The organism is Mumia sp. ZJ1417, from assembly GCF_014127285.1.
Taxonomy (GTDB): domain Bacteria; phylum Actinomycetota; class Actinomycetes; order Propionibacteriales; family Nocardioidaceae; genus Mumia.
Map to the genome: position 1 here is coordinate 2,731,676 of NZ_CP059901.1, position 17,656 is coordinate 2,749,331.

Here is a 17,656-nt window from a genome sequence, read left to right on the forward strand (position 1 = left end):
GCCTCAGGCGTCCGCAGCGTCGCCGTCCGCAGCGTCGTCGTCCACCGCTGGCGGCCCGTCACGCAGCAGATCGACGAACCCCTCCTCGTCGAGGATCGTCAGCCCCAGCTCCTCGGCCTTGGCCGCCTTGGAGCCCGCTGCCTCTCCGACCACCACGAAGCTCGTCTTCTTGGAGACCGACCCGGCGGACTTGCCACCGCGCGCCAGGATCGCCTCCTTGGCCTCGTCCCGGGTGAATCCCTGGAGCGAGCCCGTGACGACGATCGTCATGCCTTCGAGCGTCCGGGTGATCGACTCGTCCCGCTCGTCGGCCATGCGCACGCCGGCGGCCGCCCACTGCTCGACGATCTCGCAGTGCCACGGAACCGTGAACCACTCCGCCACCGAGGCGGCGATCGTCGGGCCGACCCCGTCGACGGCGGCGAGCGTCTCGGCGTCGGCCGCGCGGATCGCGTCGATGCTGCCGAGCTCGGCGGCCAGCGCGCGAGCGGCGGTCGGCCCGACATGGCGGATCGACAGCGCGACGATCACCCGCCACAGGGGCTGCTGCTTGGCGTTGCCGAGGTTGTCGAGGAACCTGCGCCCGTTGGCCGACAGCACACGATCGTCCGCACCGGCCTCCTTCTCAGCCTTCTTGGCGGCGCGGGTGAACAGCGGGACGCGCAGCAGGTCGGCCTCGTCGAGCGCGAACAGCCGCCCCTCGTCCTCGAGCACCTCTGCGTCGAGCAGGGCGCTCGCGGCCTCATAGCCCAGCACCTCGATGTCGAGCGCACCCCGGCTGCCGACGTGGAACAACCGCTCGCGGAGCTGGGCCGGGCAGTGGCGCGTGTTGGGGCACCGCAGGTCGGCGTCGCCCTCCTTGGCGGGTGCGAGGTCAGTCCCGCAGGACGGGCAGGTCGTCGGCATCACCCACGGCTCGGCGTCGTCCGGACGCAGCGCGAGGACGGGCCCGACGATCTCCGGGATCACGTCACCGGCCTTGCGCAGGACGACGGTGTCGCCGGGGCGGACGTTCTTGCGGGCCACCTCGGACGCGTTGTGCAGCGTCGCCATCTCGACGGTCGAGCCGGACACGAACACCGGCACCATCACGCCGTACGGGGTGACCCGACCCGTCCGGCCGACGTTGACGCGGATCTCAAGGAGCGTCGTGTTGACCTCCTCGGGCGGGTACTTGTAGGCGATCGCCCACCGCGGCGCCCGCGAGGTCGAGCCGAGCGCGCGCTGGAGTGCGATCTGGTCGACCTTGATGACGATGCCGTCGATGTCGTGCTCGACGTCGTGGCGGTGCTCGCCGTAATAGCTGATGAACTCCTCGACCTCGCCCATCGTCGGGAGGACCTTCATCCGGTCGCTGGTCGGCAGCCCCCAGGCGGCCAGCGCGGCGTACGCCTCGGACTGCCGCTCGGGGACGTAGCCCTCGCGGTCGCCGATGCCGTGGCAGACCATCCGCAGCGGGCGCGTCGCGGTGACACGCGGGTCCTTCTGGCGCAGCGACCCCGCGGCGGCGTTGCGGGGATTGGAGAACGGGGTGTTGCCGGCTTCGCTCCAGGCGGTGTTGAACTCCTCGAACGCCTGCGTCGGGAAGAAGATCTCACCGCGCACCTCGAGCAGCGCGGGCACCGGGTGGTCGTCAGAGGGTGTCAGCCGGTGTGGGATGCCCTCGATCGTGCGGACGTTCGCCGTGACGTCCTCGCCGACCGTGCCGTCGCCGCGTGTCGCCGCTCGTACGAGGCGACCCTGCTCGTACGTCAGGTTGATCGCGAGTCCGTCGACCTTGAGCTCGACCAGGAAGTCGCTCTCGGTCCCCGCCTCCTTCTCGACGCGCGCGCCCCAGGCGGCGAGCTCCTCGAACGAGAAGCAGTTGTCGAGGCTCTCCATGCGGCGGCGGTGGCGCACGGCCGAGAACGCCTCGGAGACCGTTCCTCCGACGGTCTGCGTCGGTGAGTCCGGGGTCCGCAGCTGGGGGAATTCGTCCTCGATCTCGCGCAGCTCGACCATGTGGCGGTCGTACTCGGCGTCGGAGATCGTCGGGGTGTCGTCGACGAAGTAGCGGGTGCGTGCCTGCTCGATGGTCTCGCTCAGCTCGGCATGGCGCGCCCGCGCGGCGGCCTCGTCGGGCGGGCTCTCGATGGGCTGATCCGTATCGGGTTCATCCAAGCTGGGCACGGGCGACAATCTACCCCTGGACACCGACACGGGTCCGAGGAGAATGGGGGCCGAAGGAGGCGCCCATGGGCTGGTATCGCGAGCACGTGGTCCCCCGCATCGTCGACGTCGCGTGCGGCACGAAGAACACCGACCCCTCCCGCGAGCGCGCGTGCACGGGACTGTCGGGCGACGTGGTCGAGATCGGGTTCGGGAGCGGCCTCAACACCCGCTTCTACCCACCCTCCGTACGCTCGGTCGCCGCCGTCGAGCCGGCTGACCTCGCGTGGCGGCTGGCGCAGCCACGCGTCCAGGCGTCCACGGTCCCGATCCGGCGGGTCGGGCTCGACGGCCAGGCGCTGCCGCTGGCGGACGACTCGTTCGACGCCGCGCTGAGCACGTGGACGATGTGCACGATCCCGGATCTCGACGCCGCCCTCGCCGAGCTGCGGCGCGTCCTACGTCCCGGTGGCACGCTCCACTTCGTCGAGCACGGCCTCGCCCCGGACGAGTCCGTACGCCGCTGGCAGCACCGCCTCGAGCCGGTCCAGAAGCGGGTCGCCGGCGGCTGTCACCTCACGCGCGAGATCGTCGACAGCATCACCGACGCCGGGTTCGAGGTCGCGGAGGTCGACAGCTTCTATGAGGAGGGCGCGCCGAAGTTCTTCGCAGCGCTCTCGGTCGGCGTCGCCGTCAACCCTCCCGCCGTCACCGCACCTTGAGCGTGAGCGTCTTGGACCGGTACGGGAGGACGTAGCCGTTCGGGTCGATCTGCACCCGGAGCTTCTGGGTGCCCTTGCGCGAGGTCGGGATGCGGATCGTGACCTTGTTGTTGAGCTTCTTGGTCATCTTGGCCGAGCGCAGCACCTTGCCACCCCGATAGACCGAGACCCGTCCGGTGATGCGCGAGTAGCCCGGCGCCGTCGCTTTCACCCGGAGGACGACCTTCTTGCCGCGCTTGACCTTCTTGGCGCTGAGCTTGCGGGAGACCTTGAGCTTGGCCTTGTGGATCGTCGCCGCCTTCGAGATCGTCGGCGCCGCGTGAAGGTTGGCGGACCCTCCGTACGAGACCGTCACCGTACGGCGCTTGGTGCGGTTCGCGGGCAGACGCACGTCGGCGTAGCCGCCGGACAGCGCCTTCTGGCCCACGACCCTGCCGCCCTCGCGGACGACGACGGTCCCGGTGGGATGCTGGCCGTTGGCGGCCGCACGCACGCGCAGCACCGGCTGAGCCCGCCAGCGCGGCACGCCCACGTACGAGGCCGAGAGGGCGCTGCGTCCCTTCGCCACCGCAAGGGTCGCCGCGCTCGTCGCCGACGACGGCGCGATCGCGTAGTGGCCGTCGTACCGGGCGACGAGGCGGTGCGTCCCGGCGGCGAGGTCTCGGCGCAGCCTCACCGTGGCGGTGGAGAAGTCTCCCGTCGACGACATCGCCACGGTCGCCCGTCCCATGACCGTCGAGCCGGACAGGATCGTCACCGTTCCGCGCGGCTTGACGTTGGCCCCGTTCACCGTGACGCGCGCCGTCACCTGGTCGCCCGAGGTGACCGAGGTCTTGTCGTACGTCGCCGACGTGGTCGTCGCCGCGCGGACCACGGAGACGACGAACGTCCCGCTCTGCCCCCAGGCGACCGCGGCGTCGCCGCTGTAGAGCACGGCCAGGCGGCGCGCGCCGGCATACATCAGCTTCGGCAGCTTGATCGACGCCTCGCCGGCCGCGTCAAGGGTGGTCTCGCCGAGCACGTCGCCACGCTGGGTGTCGAAGATCTGGACCGAGCCCGTCGGGACCCGGCCGGCGGCAGTGACCCCGACGGCGACGTCCGTGCGGTTGCCGCCGACGGTGTAGGTCGTCGGGACCGCCGAGGCGGTGATCGTCGGCTTGAGCCCGGAGTTCTTCATGACGGCGTTGACCCTGGTGCGGATCGTGCCCATCTTGGCGTAGAGGTTGCGTCCTGGGCAGGCCGTCTGGCCGACGTCGCGGTGGCCGACGATCTTGGGCTTGACGACCTTCTTGCCCCTGTTGGTCGTGAACGTCCGGGTGCCGGTCGGGACGACGTGGTTGAGCGAGAACTTCCAGGCGATGACGCGCGAGACGGTCTCGACGACCGCCGACGAGGCAGCGGCCGACTCGAAGTTGCCGAGGACCGAGACGCCGAAGGTCGTGGTGTTGTTGTTGAGCGCGTGTGCACCCACCACGTTGCGGGTCAGACCGCCCCAGCGGCCCTCCCACGCCCGGCCCCACTTGTCGACGACGACGTTGTAGCCGATGTCACGCCACTTCAGCGCCTTCACGTGGTAGGCGTAGATCGCCCGGATGACCGAGGGCACCTCGGCCTGCGTATAGGAGTTGGAGCCGGCTGTGTGGTGGACGACCGCACCCTGCACCTTGCCGTAGTCGGGCGCGGACTTGTCGCGGATCCGCTCGTCGGCACCCCACGTCGCGCGCGAGCGGATGGTCGGCATCGGCGTCGCGGCCTCCGCAGCGGCGAGCGGCTTCGCCTCCTTGGTGGTCGTGCTGCCGAGGTCGAGGAGATCGACCTGGACGTCCGCAGGGGCGTCGCCGTCGGACGTGGCGACCTTCACCTGGACGGCGTCCGACGGGCCGACGATCAGCGGGGCGGTGCCGGCGCGGGCCTTCGCGGCCTCGCGGGTGCCCGGGTCAGGGCCGTCGTCGGAGACGTCGTCCAGCCTGTACCAGTCGGTCCAGCCCGACTCCTCGCGCGTCCGGACGTACGTGAGGACCTCTCCCTCGACCGAGCCCGCGTCCCAGGTGACACCGGCGACGCGGAACTCGTCGGTCGGCAGCTTCGGGGTGTCGACGGCGGTCGCGACCTCACGGGTGGGATCAGGCGCGGGCGTCCCGTCCTGGGCAAGCGCACCCTCGACCGGTGGCTCGGTGCTCGGTCCCTGCGCGCCGTCGACCGCGTACGAGGCGAGCGTGTGGCGATGCGGATCCGGTGTCGTGCCGACCACCACCGTCTCGCTCCACGAGATCACCGGGATCGCGACGAGCCCTGCCACCGCCAGTGGCAGCACGGCGAACGCAGTCTTGATCCGAGACGTCATAGGGGGCCCCCAAGCCAGTGTGTTCCTCCAGGCAGGGTACGTGAGGCGCGCCGCTCCGCGACTCGGAACGGCGTCAGAGGTGTGCCGCGTCCGCGAGCACCTTCAAGATACGTCGTGCCTGGTCAGGAGGGCTTCCGGCCAGCCCGCAGGTGGGCGTGAGCACCGCCCTGGGGATCACGTCGGCGTCACCGAAACCCAGGGCGGCGAAGAACGCGTCGGCCGTACGGCGCAGCGCGCTCGGATCGAGATGCGTGTCGGGAATACCCGGCCAGAGGTCCACGCCCGTCTCGAAGACGGCGGCGAACGCGTCGTACGACCGAGGCGCCACGAGCCGGAGGTCGAACGAGACCGCCTCGAAGCCCGCCCCGCTCAGGAGGGTGACCGGGATGTCGGAGGCACAGCTGTGCACGACCGGACGGCCTCCTGCGCCGCGGATCTCGCGGACGACCTCGCGAAGTGCGGCGTCAGCCTCCGGCTCGTGGATGCGGCGGTGCCGACCGATCCCGCTGGCGGTGGGGATCTGCCCGTCGAGGACGGCCCGTACGCCCGGCTCGTCGACCTGGACGACGACCGAGGCGCCGGCGACCCGTCGCCCCACCTCGAGGACGTGGGCGCCGATGCCGGAGGCCAACGACTGGGCGAGCTCGCGGCGCGCACCGTGGTCGGCGAGGACGCGGTCGCCGCGCGGTCGCTCCATCGTGGCAGCGAGGGTCCACGGGCCAGGGACCTGGACCTTGAGGTCGCCCTCGTACCCCTGCAGCTCCTCCTCGAGGACGTCGAGGTCCTGCGCGAGCAGCGACCGTGCCCGGCGCTGGTCGTGCCCCGGGTTGTCGGTGAGCCGCCACCCTGCGGGCTGGAGGTCGGCGCCGATCCCGTCGAGCAGGGCCGCGCCGCGCCCGGTCATGCCCGCACCGTCGCCGCGTGCAGGGAGCTCGGGCAGGAAGGGGAGGTCGGGGCACGTCTCGGCGACGAACCGCACGACACCCCGGAAGTCCTCCCCCGGCATCGATCCGACACCGGTGGCTCTCATGCGTGCTCCTTGTTGTTGTCGCGCGAATGCCCCACCGGTCACCGCTCGGTTGCGGAAGCGGTGGCGTCGGCGCGGGTCGTCGCGGCGATGGTCGCGGACCCGACGACGCGCGTGCCGTCGTACAGGACAGCCGCCTGGCCGGGTGCGATCCCGTACGCGGGGTCGTGAAGGGTGAGGTGGACGCGATCGCCGTCGTCGCGGCGTTCGACGCGTACGGTCGCGCGGTGCTCGTCGCCGTGCGCGCGCAGCTGGACCGTGCAGTCGACCTCGCCCTCGGGCGGCGTGCCGCACCACAGCGGCCGGATCCCCTCGATCACCCCGACCGCGAGGTGCTCGCGCGGACCGACCGTCACGGTGCCGGAGACCGGCTCGATGTCGAGGACGAAGCGCGGCCTGCCGTCGGCGGCGGGGTGCCCGAGCCGCAGCCCGCGGCGCTGCCCGATCGTGTAGGCGAAGGCGCCGTCGTGCGCGCGCAGGACCTCGCCGGCCTCGTCGACGATCACGCCCGGCTTCGTGCCGAGCTTGTCGTGGAGCCACCCGGGGGTGTCACCGTCGGCGACGAAGCAGATGTCGTGGCTGTCGGGCTTGTGGGCCACCTGGAGCCCGCGACGCTCGGCCTCACGGCGTACCTCGTCCTTGGTGTCGGTGCCCAGCGGGAAGAGCGAGTGCGCGAGCTGGTCGGCAGTGAGCACGCCGAGCACGTACGACTGGTCCTTGGCGTGGTCGGCAGCGCGGTGCATCGCGACCACGCCGTCGGCCCCGGGCTCGAGCCGCGCATAGTGCCCGGTGACGACGGCGTCGAACCCGAGCGCGAGCGCCCGGTCGAGGACGGCGGCGAACTTGATCTTCTCGTTGCAGCGCAGGCACGGGTTGGGCGTACGGCCGGCGGTGTACTCGGCAACGAAGTCCTCGACGACCTCGTCGTGGAACTCGTCGCTCATGTCCCACACGTAGAACGGGATGCCGATGGCGTCGGCGGCGCGGCGGGCGTCGTTGCTGTCCTCGATCGAGCAGCAGCCGCGGGCGCCGGTCCGGTAGGACTTCGGGTTGCGCGAGAGGGCGAGGTGGACGCCGGTCACGTCGTGGCCCGCGTCCTTGGCGCGCGCGGCGGCGACGGCGGAGTCGACCCCGCCGGACATCGCGGCGATGACGCGCATCAGGCCCTCGCCCCGACCCGGGCGGCGGCACGCGCCCGCTCGTACACACCGGGAAGGGCGGTGAGCAGGCGGTCGACGTCCGCCTCGGTGCTGGTGTGGCCGAGGCTGAAGCGCAGCGAGCCACGGGCCGCGAGCTCGTCCATGCCCATGGCGAGAAGGACGTGGCTGGCCTGAGGGATACCCGCAGAGCAGGCCGACCCCGTCGAGCACTCGATGCCCTGGGCGTCGAGCAGCATGAGCAAGGAGTCGCCCTCGGCTCCCGGGAACGTCACGTGGGCGACGTGCGGGAGCCGGTGCTCAGGCCCCGCCTCGGGGTCCCCGTTGACGACCGCCTCCGGGATCGCCGTAGGGAGCCCGTCGACCAGGTGCATACGCAGGGTCTCGAGGCGCGCCGCCTCTTCGTCGCGACGGCCGACGGCGAGGTCGAGGGCGGCCGCAAACGCGGCGATCGCGGCGGTGTTGAGCGTGCCGGAGCGCAGGTCGCGCTCCTGCCCGCCGCCGTGCAGCAGAGGGACGGCGTCGAGCTCACGGCGGACGATGAGCGCGCCGACCCCGGTCGGCCCGCCGAGCTTGTGAGACGAGACCGTCATCGCGTCGAGGCCGCTGGCGGCGAAGTCGACCGGCAGGTGCCCGATCGCCTGGACGGCGTCGCTGTGGACGGGGATGCCGTAGTCGGAAGCGAGGGCGACGATGTCGGCGATCGGCTGAACCGTCCCGACCTCGTTGTTGGCCCACATGCAGCTGACGAGCGCGACGTCGGCGGGATCGCGCTCGAGCTGCGCGCGGAAGGCGTCGACGTCGAGGCGGCACCGCCCGTCGACCACCGCGAGGTCGGCGACGGCGCCCTCGTCCTTGGCGAGCCAGGTCAGCGGGTCGAGCAGCGCGTGGTGCTCGACGGCCGAGGCGATGACACGGCGACGGGCGGGATCGGCACTGCGTCGCGACCAGTACAGGCCCTTGACGGCGAGGTTGTCGGCCTCCGTGCCGCCGGACATGAAGACGACCTCGCTCGGACGGGCGCCGATCCGGTGCGCGATCAGCTCGCGGGCCTCCTCGACCGTACGCCGGGCGGCGCGTCCGGAGCCGTGCAACGACGAGGGGTTGCCGCCCTGGAGCATCGTCGCGTTCATTGCCGCGATCGCCTCGGGAACCATCGGCGTGGTGGCCGCGTGGTCGAGGTACGTGATCGGAGTCGGCACGGAAGTCATGACGAATCCAGACTAGTCGCCCACCTGTCGTGTGCGTACGGCCGCCGGGTGCGAGGGTGGGCAGATGAAGCACCTCCCCACCGGGCGGATGCGCCGGCACGAGGACCACGCGGACATCGTCTACACCCGGATCCTCCCGGCAGCGCCCACCGACGCATGGGACCAGGCGATGTTCCCTCCCCCGTTCGGCGACGAGGAGGCGACCGTCCTGACGACCGACCGTCCCGAACATGCGACGGTCCGCATCGGCGACGGCGGGCCGGTGATGGACGTCTATCTGCGCGAGCGCGACGACGGTGCGACCGACATGCAGCTGGTGCTCCACGACGTCGATGCTGCGATGCTCGGTGAGCGCGGGCCTCGCGGGGACTACCTGCTCGACCGGCTGGTCGCCCGCATGGCCGACGAGGTCGAGCCCGCTTGGGACTCCTACTACCCTGCGGGTCGGGCGTACTACGAGACGCTCGCCGCCAGCGACGAGGAGTGAGATGAGCACGACGTTCGACATCGACGGTGTGGGCACGGTCAACCGGCTCGGCTTCGGAGCCATGCGCATCACCGGCCCCGGAATCTGGGGAGAGCCCGCCGACCGTGAGGTCGCCCGGACGGTCGTACGGCGCGCCGTCGAGCTCGGCGTCGACTTCATCGACACCGCCGACTCGTACGGGCCGTTTGTGAGCGAGGAGATCATCGCCGAGGCGCTGGCGCCGTACGCCCCGGGCGTGGTCGTGGCGACCAAGGCCGGCCTCGTACGGACTGGTCCGGACGAGTGGTGGCCCGTGGGCCGCCGCGAGTACCTCCAGCAGCAGGTCGAGATGAGCCTGCGCCGCCTGCGCACCGACGTCATCGACCTGTTCCAGCTGCACCGGATCGACACGAAGACGCCGCGCGCGGAGCAGTTCGAGACCCTCGCCCAGCTGCGCGAGGACGGCAAGGTGCGGGCCGTCGGGCTGTCGCAGGTCACCGTGGCCGACATCGAGGAGGCGCGGTCGTACGTCCCGGTGGTGACGGTCCAGAACCGCTACAACCTGGTCGACCGCTCGTCGGCCGACGTGCTCGACTACTGCACCGAGCACGGCATCGGCTTCATCCCGTGGGCACCGGTCGACGCCGGCGACCTCGCCTCGCCGGACGGGCCGGTCGATCAGGCGGCGAAGGCGTACGACGCCACGCCCGCACAGGTGGCGCTGGCGTGGCTGCTGCAGACCTCGCCGGTGATGCTGCCGATCCCGGGGACGGGGTCGGTCGCGCACCTGGAGGAGAACCTGGCGGCCGCTGAGCTCGTCCTCGACGCGGCGACCGTGGCCGAGCTCGACGCGGCGGCCTAGGCATGGACGTCTCGCTGCACCTCCCGCGCTTCGACGTCCCGGGAGGTGCAACGGCGATCGCGCCGACGTACGCCGAGGTGGGCGCGATCGCGGACGGCGGCGGTCTGCGGGCGCTGTCGGTGATGGACCACTACTTCCAGATGGAGCACTACGCCGGCGGTGCGCCCGACCCGATGCTCGAGGCGTACACGACCCTCGCGTTCCTCGCGGCGCGGACGGAGCGCGTGGGGTTGCAGGTGCTCGTCACCGGTGTCCCGTACCGCCACCCCGGGCTCCTCGCGAAGATCGTCGCGTCGCTCGACGTCCTCAGCGGAGGCCGGGCGGGTCTCGGCATCGGCGCGGGCTGGTACGAGCGCGAGCAGCGTGGGCTCGGCGTGCCCGTGTGGCCGGCGGGCGAGCGGCTGGCGCGGCTCGAGGAGACGCTGCAGATCGTGGTGCAGATGTTCGGCGACGACGACGGGCCGTACGAGGGTCGCTACTACAGGCTCGCTGAGACGCTGTGCTCCCCGAAGCCGCTCGGGCCCGTGCCCGTGATGGTCGGCGGAGGCGGCGAGCGCAAGACGCTGCGGCTGGCGGCGCAGTACGGGGACGCGTGCAACCTGTTTGCGCAGCCGGGGTACGGGACCGACGGCGTCGCGCACAAGCTCGCCGTCCTGCGCGAGCACTGCGACGCGGTCGGGCGACCGTACGAGGAGATCCGCAAGACGATCCTCTGGAACGGGCCGGTGCCGTTCGACGGTGCGTTCACCGACACCCTCGCCTCGTACGCGGAGGTCGGCTTCGACGAGGTGTTCGTGATGCCGCTGGAGCCGGACCTGGTCGCGTTCGCGCGCGGGGTCGTCGAGCACGTCGTGGAGCCCGCGGCCGGGTTGTAGGCGTTGGCCCGGGGCCCTCGTCAGAGCCCTTGCGCGATCCTCCACGCGTCGAACGCCTGCGCTGAGGTGTGCTCGGGGGTGTACCCGAACACCGTCTTGAGCCGCGTGTTGTCGAGGACGGGCCGGTACTGGAGGAACGTCGTCTGCTCCGGGCCGTACTGCGTGAGCCGCAACGGCTTCGCGACGGCGAGCGCCCCGCGCAGCGCGACCTCCGGGATCGCGAGCGTGCCGCGCCCGAGCCGTGACGCGATCTCGTCGATCGTCAGCGCTCCGTCACCCGCGACGTTGAACGTGCCCGTCACGTCTGCGGTCACGGCGCGGACGACGATCGCGGTGAGGTCGGTGTCCCACACGAACACGAACGGCGAGTCGGACCCGGCGATCTTGAGCAGCCGCTTCTTGCGGAACAGGTCGGTGATCTGGTTGTCGACCCGCTCCCCCAGGATCGTGCCGATCCGCAGGACCGTCTGCTCGAGCGCGGGGTGGTCTCGCCTGGCCTCGGCGAGCAGCTCCTCGACGAGCCGCTTGTGACGGCTGTACGCGAAGGCGTCGTTGCCTCGTACGGGCTGGTCCTCGGTGATCCAGGCGGGGTTGTCGGCGTGGTAGCCGTAGGCGGCGCCGCTGGAGGACACGACGACGCGCCGTACCCCGTGTGCCACCGCGGCGTCCAGGACGTGGCGGCTGCCCTCGACGTCGACGCGGTACGCGACGTCGTCCGTCATGCCCGGCGGCGGGTTCACGATGGAGGCGAGGTGGACGATCGTGTCGATCTCGTGCTCGGCAACGGCGTCGGAGACGGCCGCGGCGTCGGTGACGTCGAGGTGCGCGTACGTGACGCCGTCGACGCGCTCGTGTGGGTCGCGGACGTCGCCGCTCACGACCAGCGCGACTCCGGGGTCGGCCGCGAGGCCGGGGACGACGGACGAGCCGAGGAAGCCGGAGCCGCCGGTCACCAGGACACGTCGGCTCATGCCGGGACCTCCTTCTTGTCGGCGCGCACAGGCCTTCGCGCCCAGAGGGTCGCGACGACGAGTCCCGCGATGATGTCCCAGATCCCCCACCAGGCGGCGACCAGCGCCATGCCGCCGAGCCCGTCGAAGAACTCGAAGACGAGCAGCAGCCCGAGCCCGGCGTTGCGGATGCCGACCTCGAACGTCATCGCGCGGGTCGAGCGGTCGGACAGACGGGCCCCGCGTGCGATGCCGTACCCGAGCGCCATCGCGAGCGCGTCGTGCAGGAACACCGCGAGGACGACGACCCCGATGTAGTCGACGAAGACGTCCCAGTTGCTGGAGATCCCGACCAGGATGATCGCGCCGAGCGCCAGGAACGCGACCTTGCTGACGATGCCATGGGCACGGGCGGCGACCTTCGGCCAGAGCCGGGCGATCGTGATGCCGAGGACGAACGGCAGGCCGATCACGAGGAGGACCTCGCTGAGCATGTCCCACGGGCTCACCTCGATGTCGGCGAGGAAGTCCTGGCCCGTCGGATGGAGCCCGCCCCAGAACGCGAAGTTCAGTGGCATGAGAAAGATCGCCAGCACGTTGCCGACCGAAGTCATCGCGACGGACAGGGCGACGTCGCCGCGGGCGCGGTGGGTGAGGATGTTCGAGACGTTGCCCGGCGGGCAGCACGCCACGAGGATCATGCCGAGCGCGACCGAGCCGCGGACGTTGAGCATCAGCGTGAGGACGAACGTGATCGCGGGCAGCAGGAGGAACTGCCCGGCGATCGCGACCCCCATCGCCACCGGCTTGCGGGCGGCCGCGCGGAAGTCCTCAAGCCGGGTGTCGAGCGCGATGCCGAAGAGGATCGTGCCGATGACGATCTTGAGCAGCGTGAGGGACGACTCGTTGAACGAGATGCTGATCGCGTCGACGTCGGCTGCCGAGAGGAGGGCGAGGTCGGTCATGAGAGCTCCTCGATCGCGGCGCGGACCGCCGTACGGTAGGCGTCTTTGTTGACGTAGTACGACATGCGCTCCAGCCCGAGGTAGCGGTAGCCGCCCGACAGGTCCGGGAGCGGGCCACGGGACTTGGCCTCGAAAGCCGCGGCCTGGGCGGGACGGTGCTGCTTGGCGTCGAGGTACGACGCGACGAGCTCGGCCTGCTCGTACCGGCCCTGCCAGCCGAGGCCGGACGCCTCGACCATGCCCATGACGAACAGGCCTTCGGCGGCCGGCGTGAAGATGTTGAGGTAGAGCTGCAGCGACCAACCGTTCCAGCGCAGGAGTGCGGGATCGACGAAGGGGTAGTGCAGCCGGTAGCCGGTGGCGAGGACGATCACGTCGTAGTCGTGGGTGGTCCCGTCCGCGAACGTCACGGTGGCCTCGTCCACGTGGTCGACGTCGGGCTTGATGCTGAGGTCGCCGTGGCCAAGGTGGTGGAGGATCAGCGAGTTCACGATCGGGTGGGACTCGTAGATCTTGTAGTCGGGCTTCGGGAAGCCGAGCTTGACCGGGTCGCCGGTGAAGAGCTTGAGCACGCGGGTGTCGATCGCCTGCTTGATCCGCGGCGGGAGCGGCTTGCCCTGGTTGAGCGTGTCGGCGGGCTTGCCGAACAGATACTTCGGGACGAAGTAGTAGCCGCGCCGCACGCTCATGTCGACCGACTCGGCGTGGTGGACTGCGTCGACGGCGATGTCGCATCCGGAGTTGCCCGCGCCGATGATGAGCACGCGCTTGCCGGCGAAGACGGTGGCCTTCTTGTAGGCGCTGGTGTGGACGATCTCGCCGTCGAAGTGGCCCTTGAGCTGCGGCACGTTCGGCTCCGACAGCGTGCCGTTGGCGAGGACGACACCAGCGACGCGGTCCTCGCCTGTTCCCTCGCCGGTCGAGCCGCCTCCCCCGCCGGTCGAGCCTGTCGAGACCCACGACACCACCCACCCCCCGTCCGGATGCGGCTCGACCCGCGTCACCTCCGTCCCGAAGCGGTAGCGCTCGCGCAGGCCGAACCGGTCGGCGTACTCGTGGAAGTAGCGCTTGAGCTCGCGGTGGCTCGGGTAGTCGGCGACGTCGTCACGCATCGGGTGCTCGGCGAACTGCGTGGTCGTCTTGGACGAGATGAGGTGCGCCGATTCGTACACCGTGCTGCGCGGTCCGTCGATGTCCCACAGTCCGCCGACGTCGTCCCCCATCTCGTACCCGAGGACGTCGAAGCCGCGCTTCGTCAGGGCGCGGGTGGCCGCGAGACCCGACGGCCCGGCGCCGATGACGGCGTACGGAAGGGCCGGCACGGCATCGCCGTCCGATGTGATCTTGGACACGCGCCTCAGTGTGCCAGACGGTTTGCGGGCCTCCGGCCGCATCCCAGGAGATCCTCCGGTCACGCCGCCTTCCGCTCATGGTGACCGGAATATCGCAGTCGCGCGTGCGACCACCGCGCGTCTCAGTGGAAGTCGCGCGACGTCGTTCGCATCGTGATCGGCAGCCGCTCCAGCCGGTCGGCGTGCAGGTTGGTCGCGCCGTCGCGCCGCTCGACGATCCCGCGGACGACCAGCGCGCTGGAGTCGCGGGCGATCCGCCGGTAGCGCGCCCACAGGCCCGCCGTACAGATCACGTTGAGCATCCCCGTCTCGTCTTCGAGGTTGAGGAACGTCACCCCTCCCGCGGTCGCCGGCCGCTGCCGGTGCGTGACCAGGCCCCCGACCTCGACACGCGAGCCCGGCTCCACCCCCGCGAGGTCTGCCACCCGCAGCACCCCTCGTACGCGCATCGCCTCGCGCACGTGGTCCATCGGGTGGCTGTCCGGCGCGATCGCCGTCGCCCACAGGTCGGCCATCGTGATCTCGGCGTCGCTCATGCCCGGCAGCATCGGCGCCCCGCTGAGCACCGTCGTCCCCTCGAGCTGGCCGGGACTCTCCTGAGCGGCGGGCCCCGCGGACCACAGCGCCTCGCGACGCGACAGCCCGAACCCCTCGAACGCCCCCGCGGTCGCCAGCGCCTCGACCTGGGCGGCGCTCAACGCGACACGGCGGGTGAGATCGGTCATCGAGGCGTACGGTCCGCCGCGGACGCGTTCGGCGACGATCCGCATCGCGGCGTCCTCGCCCACCGAGGTGACTCCGGCGAGCCCGAGCCGTACGACGAACCGCCCGTCGCGGCGGTGCCACGTGTGGTCGAACGGGACGCTCGCGTCAAACTCCCCGACCGGCGGCTGGTCCTGGACGAGGCACGCGTCGTGCCCGGCAGAGTGACTCGCGGGTGAAGCCTCGAGGTCGACTCCGGCGCCGGACAGGTTCACGTCGGGCCGCAGCACCTCCACCCCGTGGTGCCGCGCGTCCGCGACCAGGCTCGCCGGCGAGTAGAACCCCATCGGCTGCGCCCGCAGCAGCCCCGCGAGGAACGCGCCCGGATAGTGCAGCCGCAGCCACGTGCTCGCGTACACCAGCAGCGCGAAGCTGATCGAGTGCGACTCGGCGAACCCGAAGCTCGCGAACGCCTCGATCCGCAGGTAGATCTCGTCGGCGAGGTCGCCGGTGATGCCGTGCGCGGCCATGCCCGCGTACAGCTTGGCGCGGAGCCGCTCGATCTTCTCCACGCCGCGCTTCGACCCCATCGCGCGACGCAGCAGATCGGCGTCGTCGCCGGTGCAGCCGCCGATCTGCATCGCGATCTGCATGAGCTGCTCCTGGAACAGCGGGACGCCGAGGGTACGACGCAGCACAGGCTCGAGCGCCGGGTGGAGGTAGGTAATCGGCTCCTGCCCCGTACGCCGCCGGATGAACGGGTGCACCGCGCCACCCTGGATCGGGCCCGGTCGGATCAGCGCGATCTCGCACACCAGGTCATAGAACTCGCGCGGCTTCAGCCGGGGCAGCGTCCCGATCTGCGCCCGGCTCTCCACCTGGAACACCCCCACCGAATCTCCGCGGCAGAGCTGGTCGTAGACGCCCTTCTCCTCCTTCGGGATCGACGCCAGGCTCCACTGCTCGCCGATGTGCTCGGCCACGATGTCGAAGGTGTGCTGGATCGCGCCGAGCATCCCGAGCCCAAGCAGGTCGAACTTGACCAGCCCCATCCACGCGCAGTCGTCCTTGTCCCACTGCAGGACGGTGCGGTTCTCCATGCGCGCGTGCTCGATCGGGCACACCTCCCCCACCGGCCGGTCGGTGAGCACCATGCCGCCGGAGTGGATGCCGAGGTGTCGCGGCGCCTTGAGGAGCTCCTCGGCCAGGTCGAGCACCGGCTCCGGCACGTCCTCGGTGGCCTCGTCGCGCGGCAGGCTGCTCCAGCGGTCGATCTGCTTGGACCACGCGTCCTGCTGCCCCTGGGAGTAGCCGAGCGCCTTGGCCATGTCGCGGACGGCGGACTTCGGCCGGTACGAGATGACGTTGGCGACCTGCGCGGCGTTGTGACGTCCGTACTGGGCGTACACCCACTGGATCACCTCCTCGCGCCGGTCGGAGTCGAAGTCCACGTCGATGTCGGGCTCCTCCTCGCGGCTCGCGGACAGGAACCGCTCGAACGGCAGGTCGAACTTCACGGAGTCGACCGCGGTGATCCCCAGGGCGTAGCAGACCGCGGAGTTCGCCGCGGAGCCTCGGCCCTGGCAGAGGATCCCGCGGCCCTTCGCGAACGCAACGATGTCGTGGACGATCAGGAAGTAGCCCGGGAAGTCGAGCTCCTCGATCACCGCGAGCTCAGCCTCGAGCCGCTCGTACGTGCTGGGCGGCGCGTCCGCGTACAGCTCCGCCGCCCCCTTCCGTACGAGCGCGCGCAGCCACGACATCGGTGTGTGACCGGCGGGGACCTTCTGCTTCGGCAGTCGCGGCTTGGCCCGCCGCAGCTCGAACGCGAGGTCGGCGGCGATGTCGACGGTCCGCTCCACCGCCCCGGGATAGCGGGCGAACAGGCGCGCCATCTCGGCCCCGGAGCGCAGGTACGGGGGCCCGGCCGCGGGCAGCCAACCGTCCATCGCGTCTAGGCTGCGGCGCGCACGCACGGCAGCGACCGCCCCCGCGAGCCTGCGATCGGCCGGCGTCGCCGCGTGGACGTTGCCGGTCGCCACGGTGGGCAGCCCCAGGCGGTTCGCGACCGCTGCGAGCGCGTCGTTGCGGACCGAGTCGTACGGGTCGCCGTGATCAGTCAGCTCGACGAGGACCTGGTCGCCGCCGAACAGGTCGAGCAGCGCGCGGACCACCTTCTCCGCCGCCACGTCGTCGACCTCCGCGCCGGACGGGCCCACGAGCGCCTGGCGTACGGCGCCCTTGCGGCACCCGGTCAGCACCATCGCGTGCCGGCCGAGGCGGTCGGCGAGATCGTCGAGGTCGTACGACGGTCGCCCCTTCTCGCCACCGGCCAGGTGCGCAGCGGTGAGTGCGCCGGCGAGCCGGTGATAGCCCTCCTGGCCACGCGCGAGCACCAGCAGGTGCGTGCCCTCGGGGTCGGCACTGGCCTGCCGAGGGCTCGTCTGCCGCGCACCGTCGGGCGCCAGCGACAGCTCCGCCCCGAACACCGTCGGCAGGCCGTGCATCGCGGCCGCCTCCGCCATCCGCACCACCCCGTAGAACCCGTCGTGGTCGGTCAGTGCCAACCCGGCCAGCCGCAGCCTCACCGCCTCCTCGACCAGCGCCTCGGGACTGCTCGCGCCGTCCAGGAAGCTGAAGTCGGAGTGGGCGTGCAGCTCCGCGTACGGGACGTACGGCTCGTCGGGCACGGGCGCGTCGACCGCGTCGGAAGGCTCGTACGGGGCTCGCTTGCGCGAGAACGCCGGCCCGTCCCCGCCGTCGGGGACGTCGAAGTCGCTCGACTCCTCGGGCAGCAGCCGACCCGACAACCGTCGCTCGAGCTCCGACCACGGCATGTCCGGGTTGTTGAACCCCATCAGCCGATCACCTCCTC

At 71.2% G+C, this 17,656-nt stretch carries 13 protein-coding genes; 4 read left to right on the top strand and 9 right to left on the bottom strand.

All coding sequences use genetic code 11. From position 1 onward, the window contains the following. Positions 1-3: 3 nt before the first annotated feature. Entirely contained in the window at positions 4-2,169 is a 2,166-nt protein-coding gene (gene ligA / locus H4N58_RS13295) for an NAD-dependent DNA ligase LigA (protein ID WP_182397096.1), read from the bottom strand. 65 nt (positions 2,170-2,234) lie between these two features. On the opposite strand from ligA, the gene H4N58_RS13300 reads away from it, so the two are divergent. Beyond that, positions 2,235-2,870, top strand: coding sequence for a class I SAM-dependent methyltransferase (locus H4N58_RS13300; protein WP_167250303.1), 636 nt, complete (start codon positions 2,235-2,237; stop codon positions 2,868-2,870). Here the strand turns inward: H4N58_RS13300 and H4N58_RS13305 are convergent. The 4 genes from H4N58_RS13305 to H4N58_RS13320 all read right to left on the bottom strand — a co-directional run bounded on the left by H4N58_RS13305 (position 2,857) and on the right by H4N58_RS13320 (position 8,609). Beyond that, on the bottom strand, positions 2,857-5,214 hold the full coding sequence (locus H4N58_RS13305) for an Ig-like domain repeat protein (protein ID WP_167250301.1): 2,358 nt from the start codon (positions 5,212-5,214) through the stop codon (positions 2,857-2,859). The two genes, H4N58_RS13300 and H4N58_RS13305, sit on opposite strands and share 14 nt — an antisense overlap. A 73-nt stretch (positions 5,215-5,287) precedes the next feature. After that, a complete protein-coding gene (locus tag H4N58_RS13310) occupies positions 5,288-6,244 on the bottom strand; it encodes a methionine synthase (protein ID WP_167250299.1) in 957 nt (318 codons plus the stop codon). 38 nt (positions 6,245-6,282) lie between these two features. Beyond that, positions 6,283-7,401, bottom strand: a complete 1,119-nt coding sequence (gene mnmA / locus H4N58_RS13315) for a tRNA 2-thiouridine(34) synthase MnmA (RefSeq protein ID WP_167250297.1) — start codon at positions 7,399-7,401, stop codon at positions 6,283-6,285. Further along, positions 7,401-8,609, bottom strand: a complete 1,209-nt coding sequence (locus tag H4N58_RS13320) for a cysteine desulfurase family protein (RefSeq protein ID WP_182397097.1) — start codon at positions 8,607-8,609, stop codon at positions 7,401-7,403. Before H4N58_RS13320 ends, mnmA begins: the two co-directional genes overlap by 1 nt. Before the next feature lie 64 nt (positions 8,610-8,673). Between H4N58_RS13320 and H4N58_RS13325 the strand changes: the two genes are divergently transcribed. From H4N58_RS13325 to H4N58_RS13335, 3 genes are read left to right on the top strand one after another with little or no spacing between them, the layout of a single operon-like run. Beyond that, positions 8,674-9,096, top strand: a complete 423-nt coding sequence (locus tag H4N58_RS13325; protein ID WP_167003810.1) for a hypothetical protein — start codon at positions 8,674-8,676, stop codon at positions 9,094-9,096. A gap of 1 nt (position 9,097) precedes the next feature. Beyond that, the gene (locus H4N58_RS13330; protein ID WP_167003813.1) at positions 9,098-9,937 is read left to right on the top strand and encodes an aldo/keto reductase; all 840 of its coding nucleotides are present in this window, start codon (positions 9,098-9,100) and stop codon (positions 9,935-9,937) included. A gap of 2 nt (positions 9,938-9,939) precedes the next feature. Then, positions 9,940-10,812 carry an LLM class F420-dependent oxidoreductase gene (locus tag H4N58_RS13335; RefSeq protein ID WP_167250295.1) on the top strand — a complete coding sequence of 291 codons (873 nt, stop codon included), beginning with the start codon at positions 9,940-9,942 and terminating at the stop codon, positions 10,810-10,812. A 20-nt stretch (positions 10,813-10,832) separates the two neighbouring features. Here the strand turns inward: H4N58_RS13335 and H4N58_RS13340 are convergent, their stop codons facing one another. From H4N58_RS13340 to H4N58_RS13355, 4 genes are all read right to left on the bottom strand, one after another. After that, positions 10,833-11,783 carry an SDR family oxidoreductase gene (locus H4N58_RS13340; protein ID WP_167003817.1) on the bottom strand — a complete coding sequence of 317 codons (951 nt, stop codon included), beginning with the start codon at positions 11,781-11,783 and terminating at the stop codon, positions 10,833-10,835. Further along, positions 11,780-12,727: a bile acid:sodium symporter family protein gene (locus H4N58_RS13345; RefSeq protein WP_167250293.1), complete on the bottom strand. Its 948-nt coding sequence runs from the start codon at positions 12,725-12,727 to the stop codon at positions 11,780-11,782. The genes H4N58_RS13340 and H4N58_RS13345 overlap by 4 nt, the downstream gene beginning before the upstream one ends. After that, positions 12,724-14,079, bottom strand: coding sequence for an NAD(P)/FAD-dependent oxidoreductase (locus H4N58_RS13350; RefSeq protein ID WP_208322887.1), 1,356 nt, complete (start codon positions 14,077-14,079; stop codon positions 12,724-12,726). The genes H4N58_RS13345 and H4N58_RS13350 overlap by 4 nt, the downstream gene beginning before the upstream one ends. A gap of 122 nt (positions 14,080-14,201) precedes the next feature. Next, complete coding sequence (locus H4N58_RS13355) at positions 14,202-17,639, bottom strand: error-prone DNA polymerase (protein ID WP_167250289.1); 3,438 nt, start codon at positions 17,637-17,639, stop codon at positions 14,202-14,204. Between the last annotated feature and the right edge of the window lie 17 nt (positions 17,640-17,656).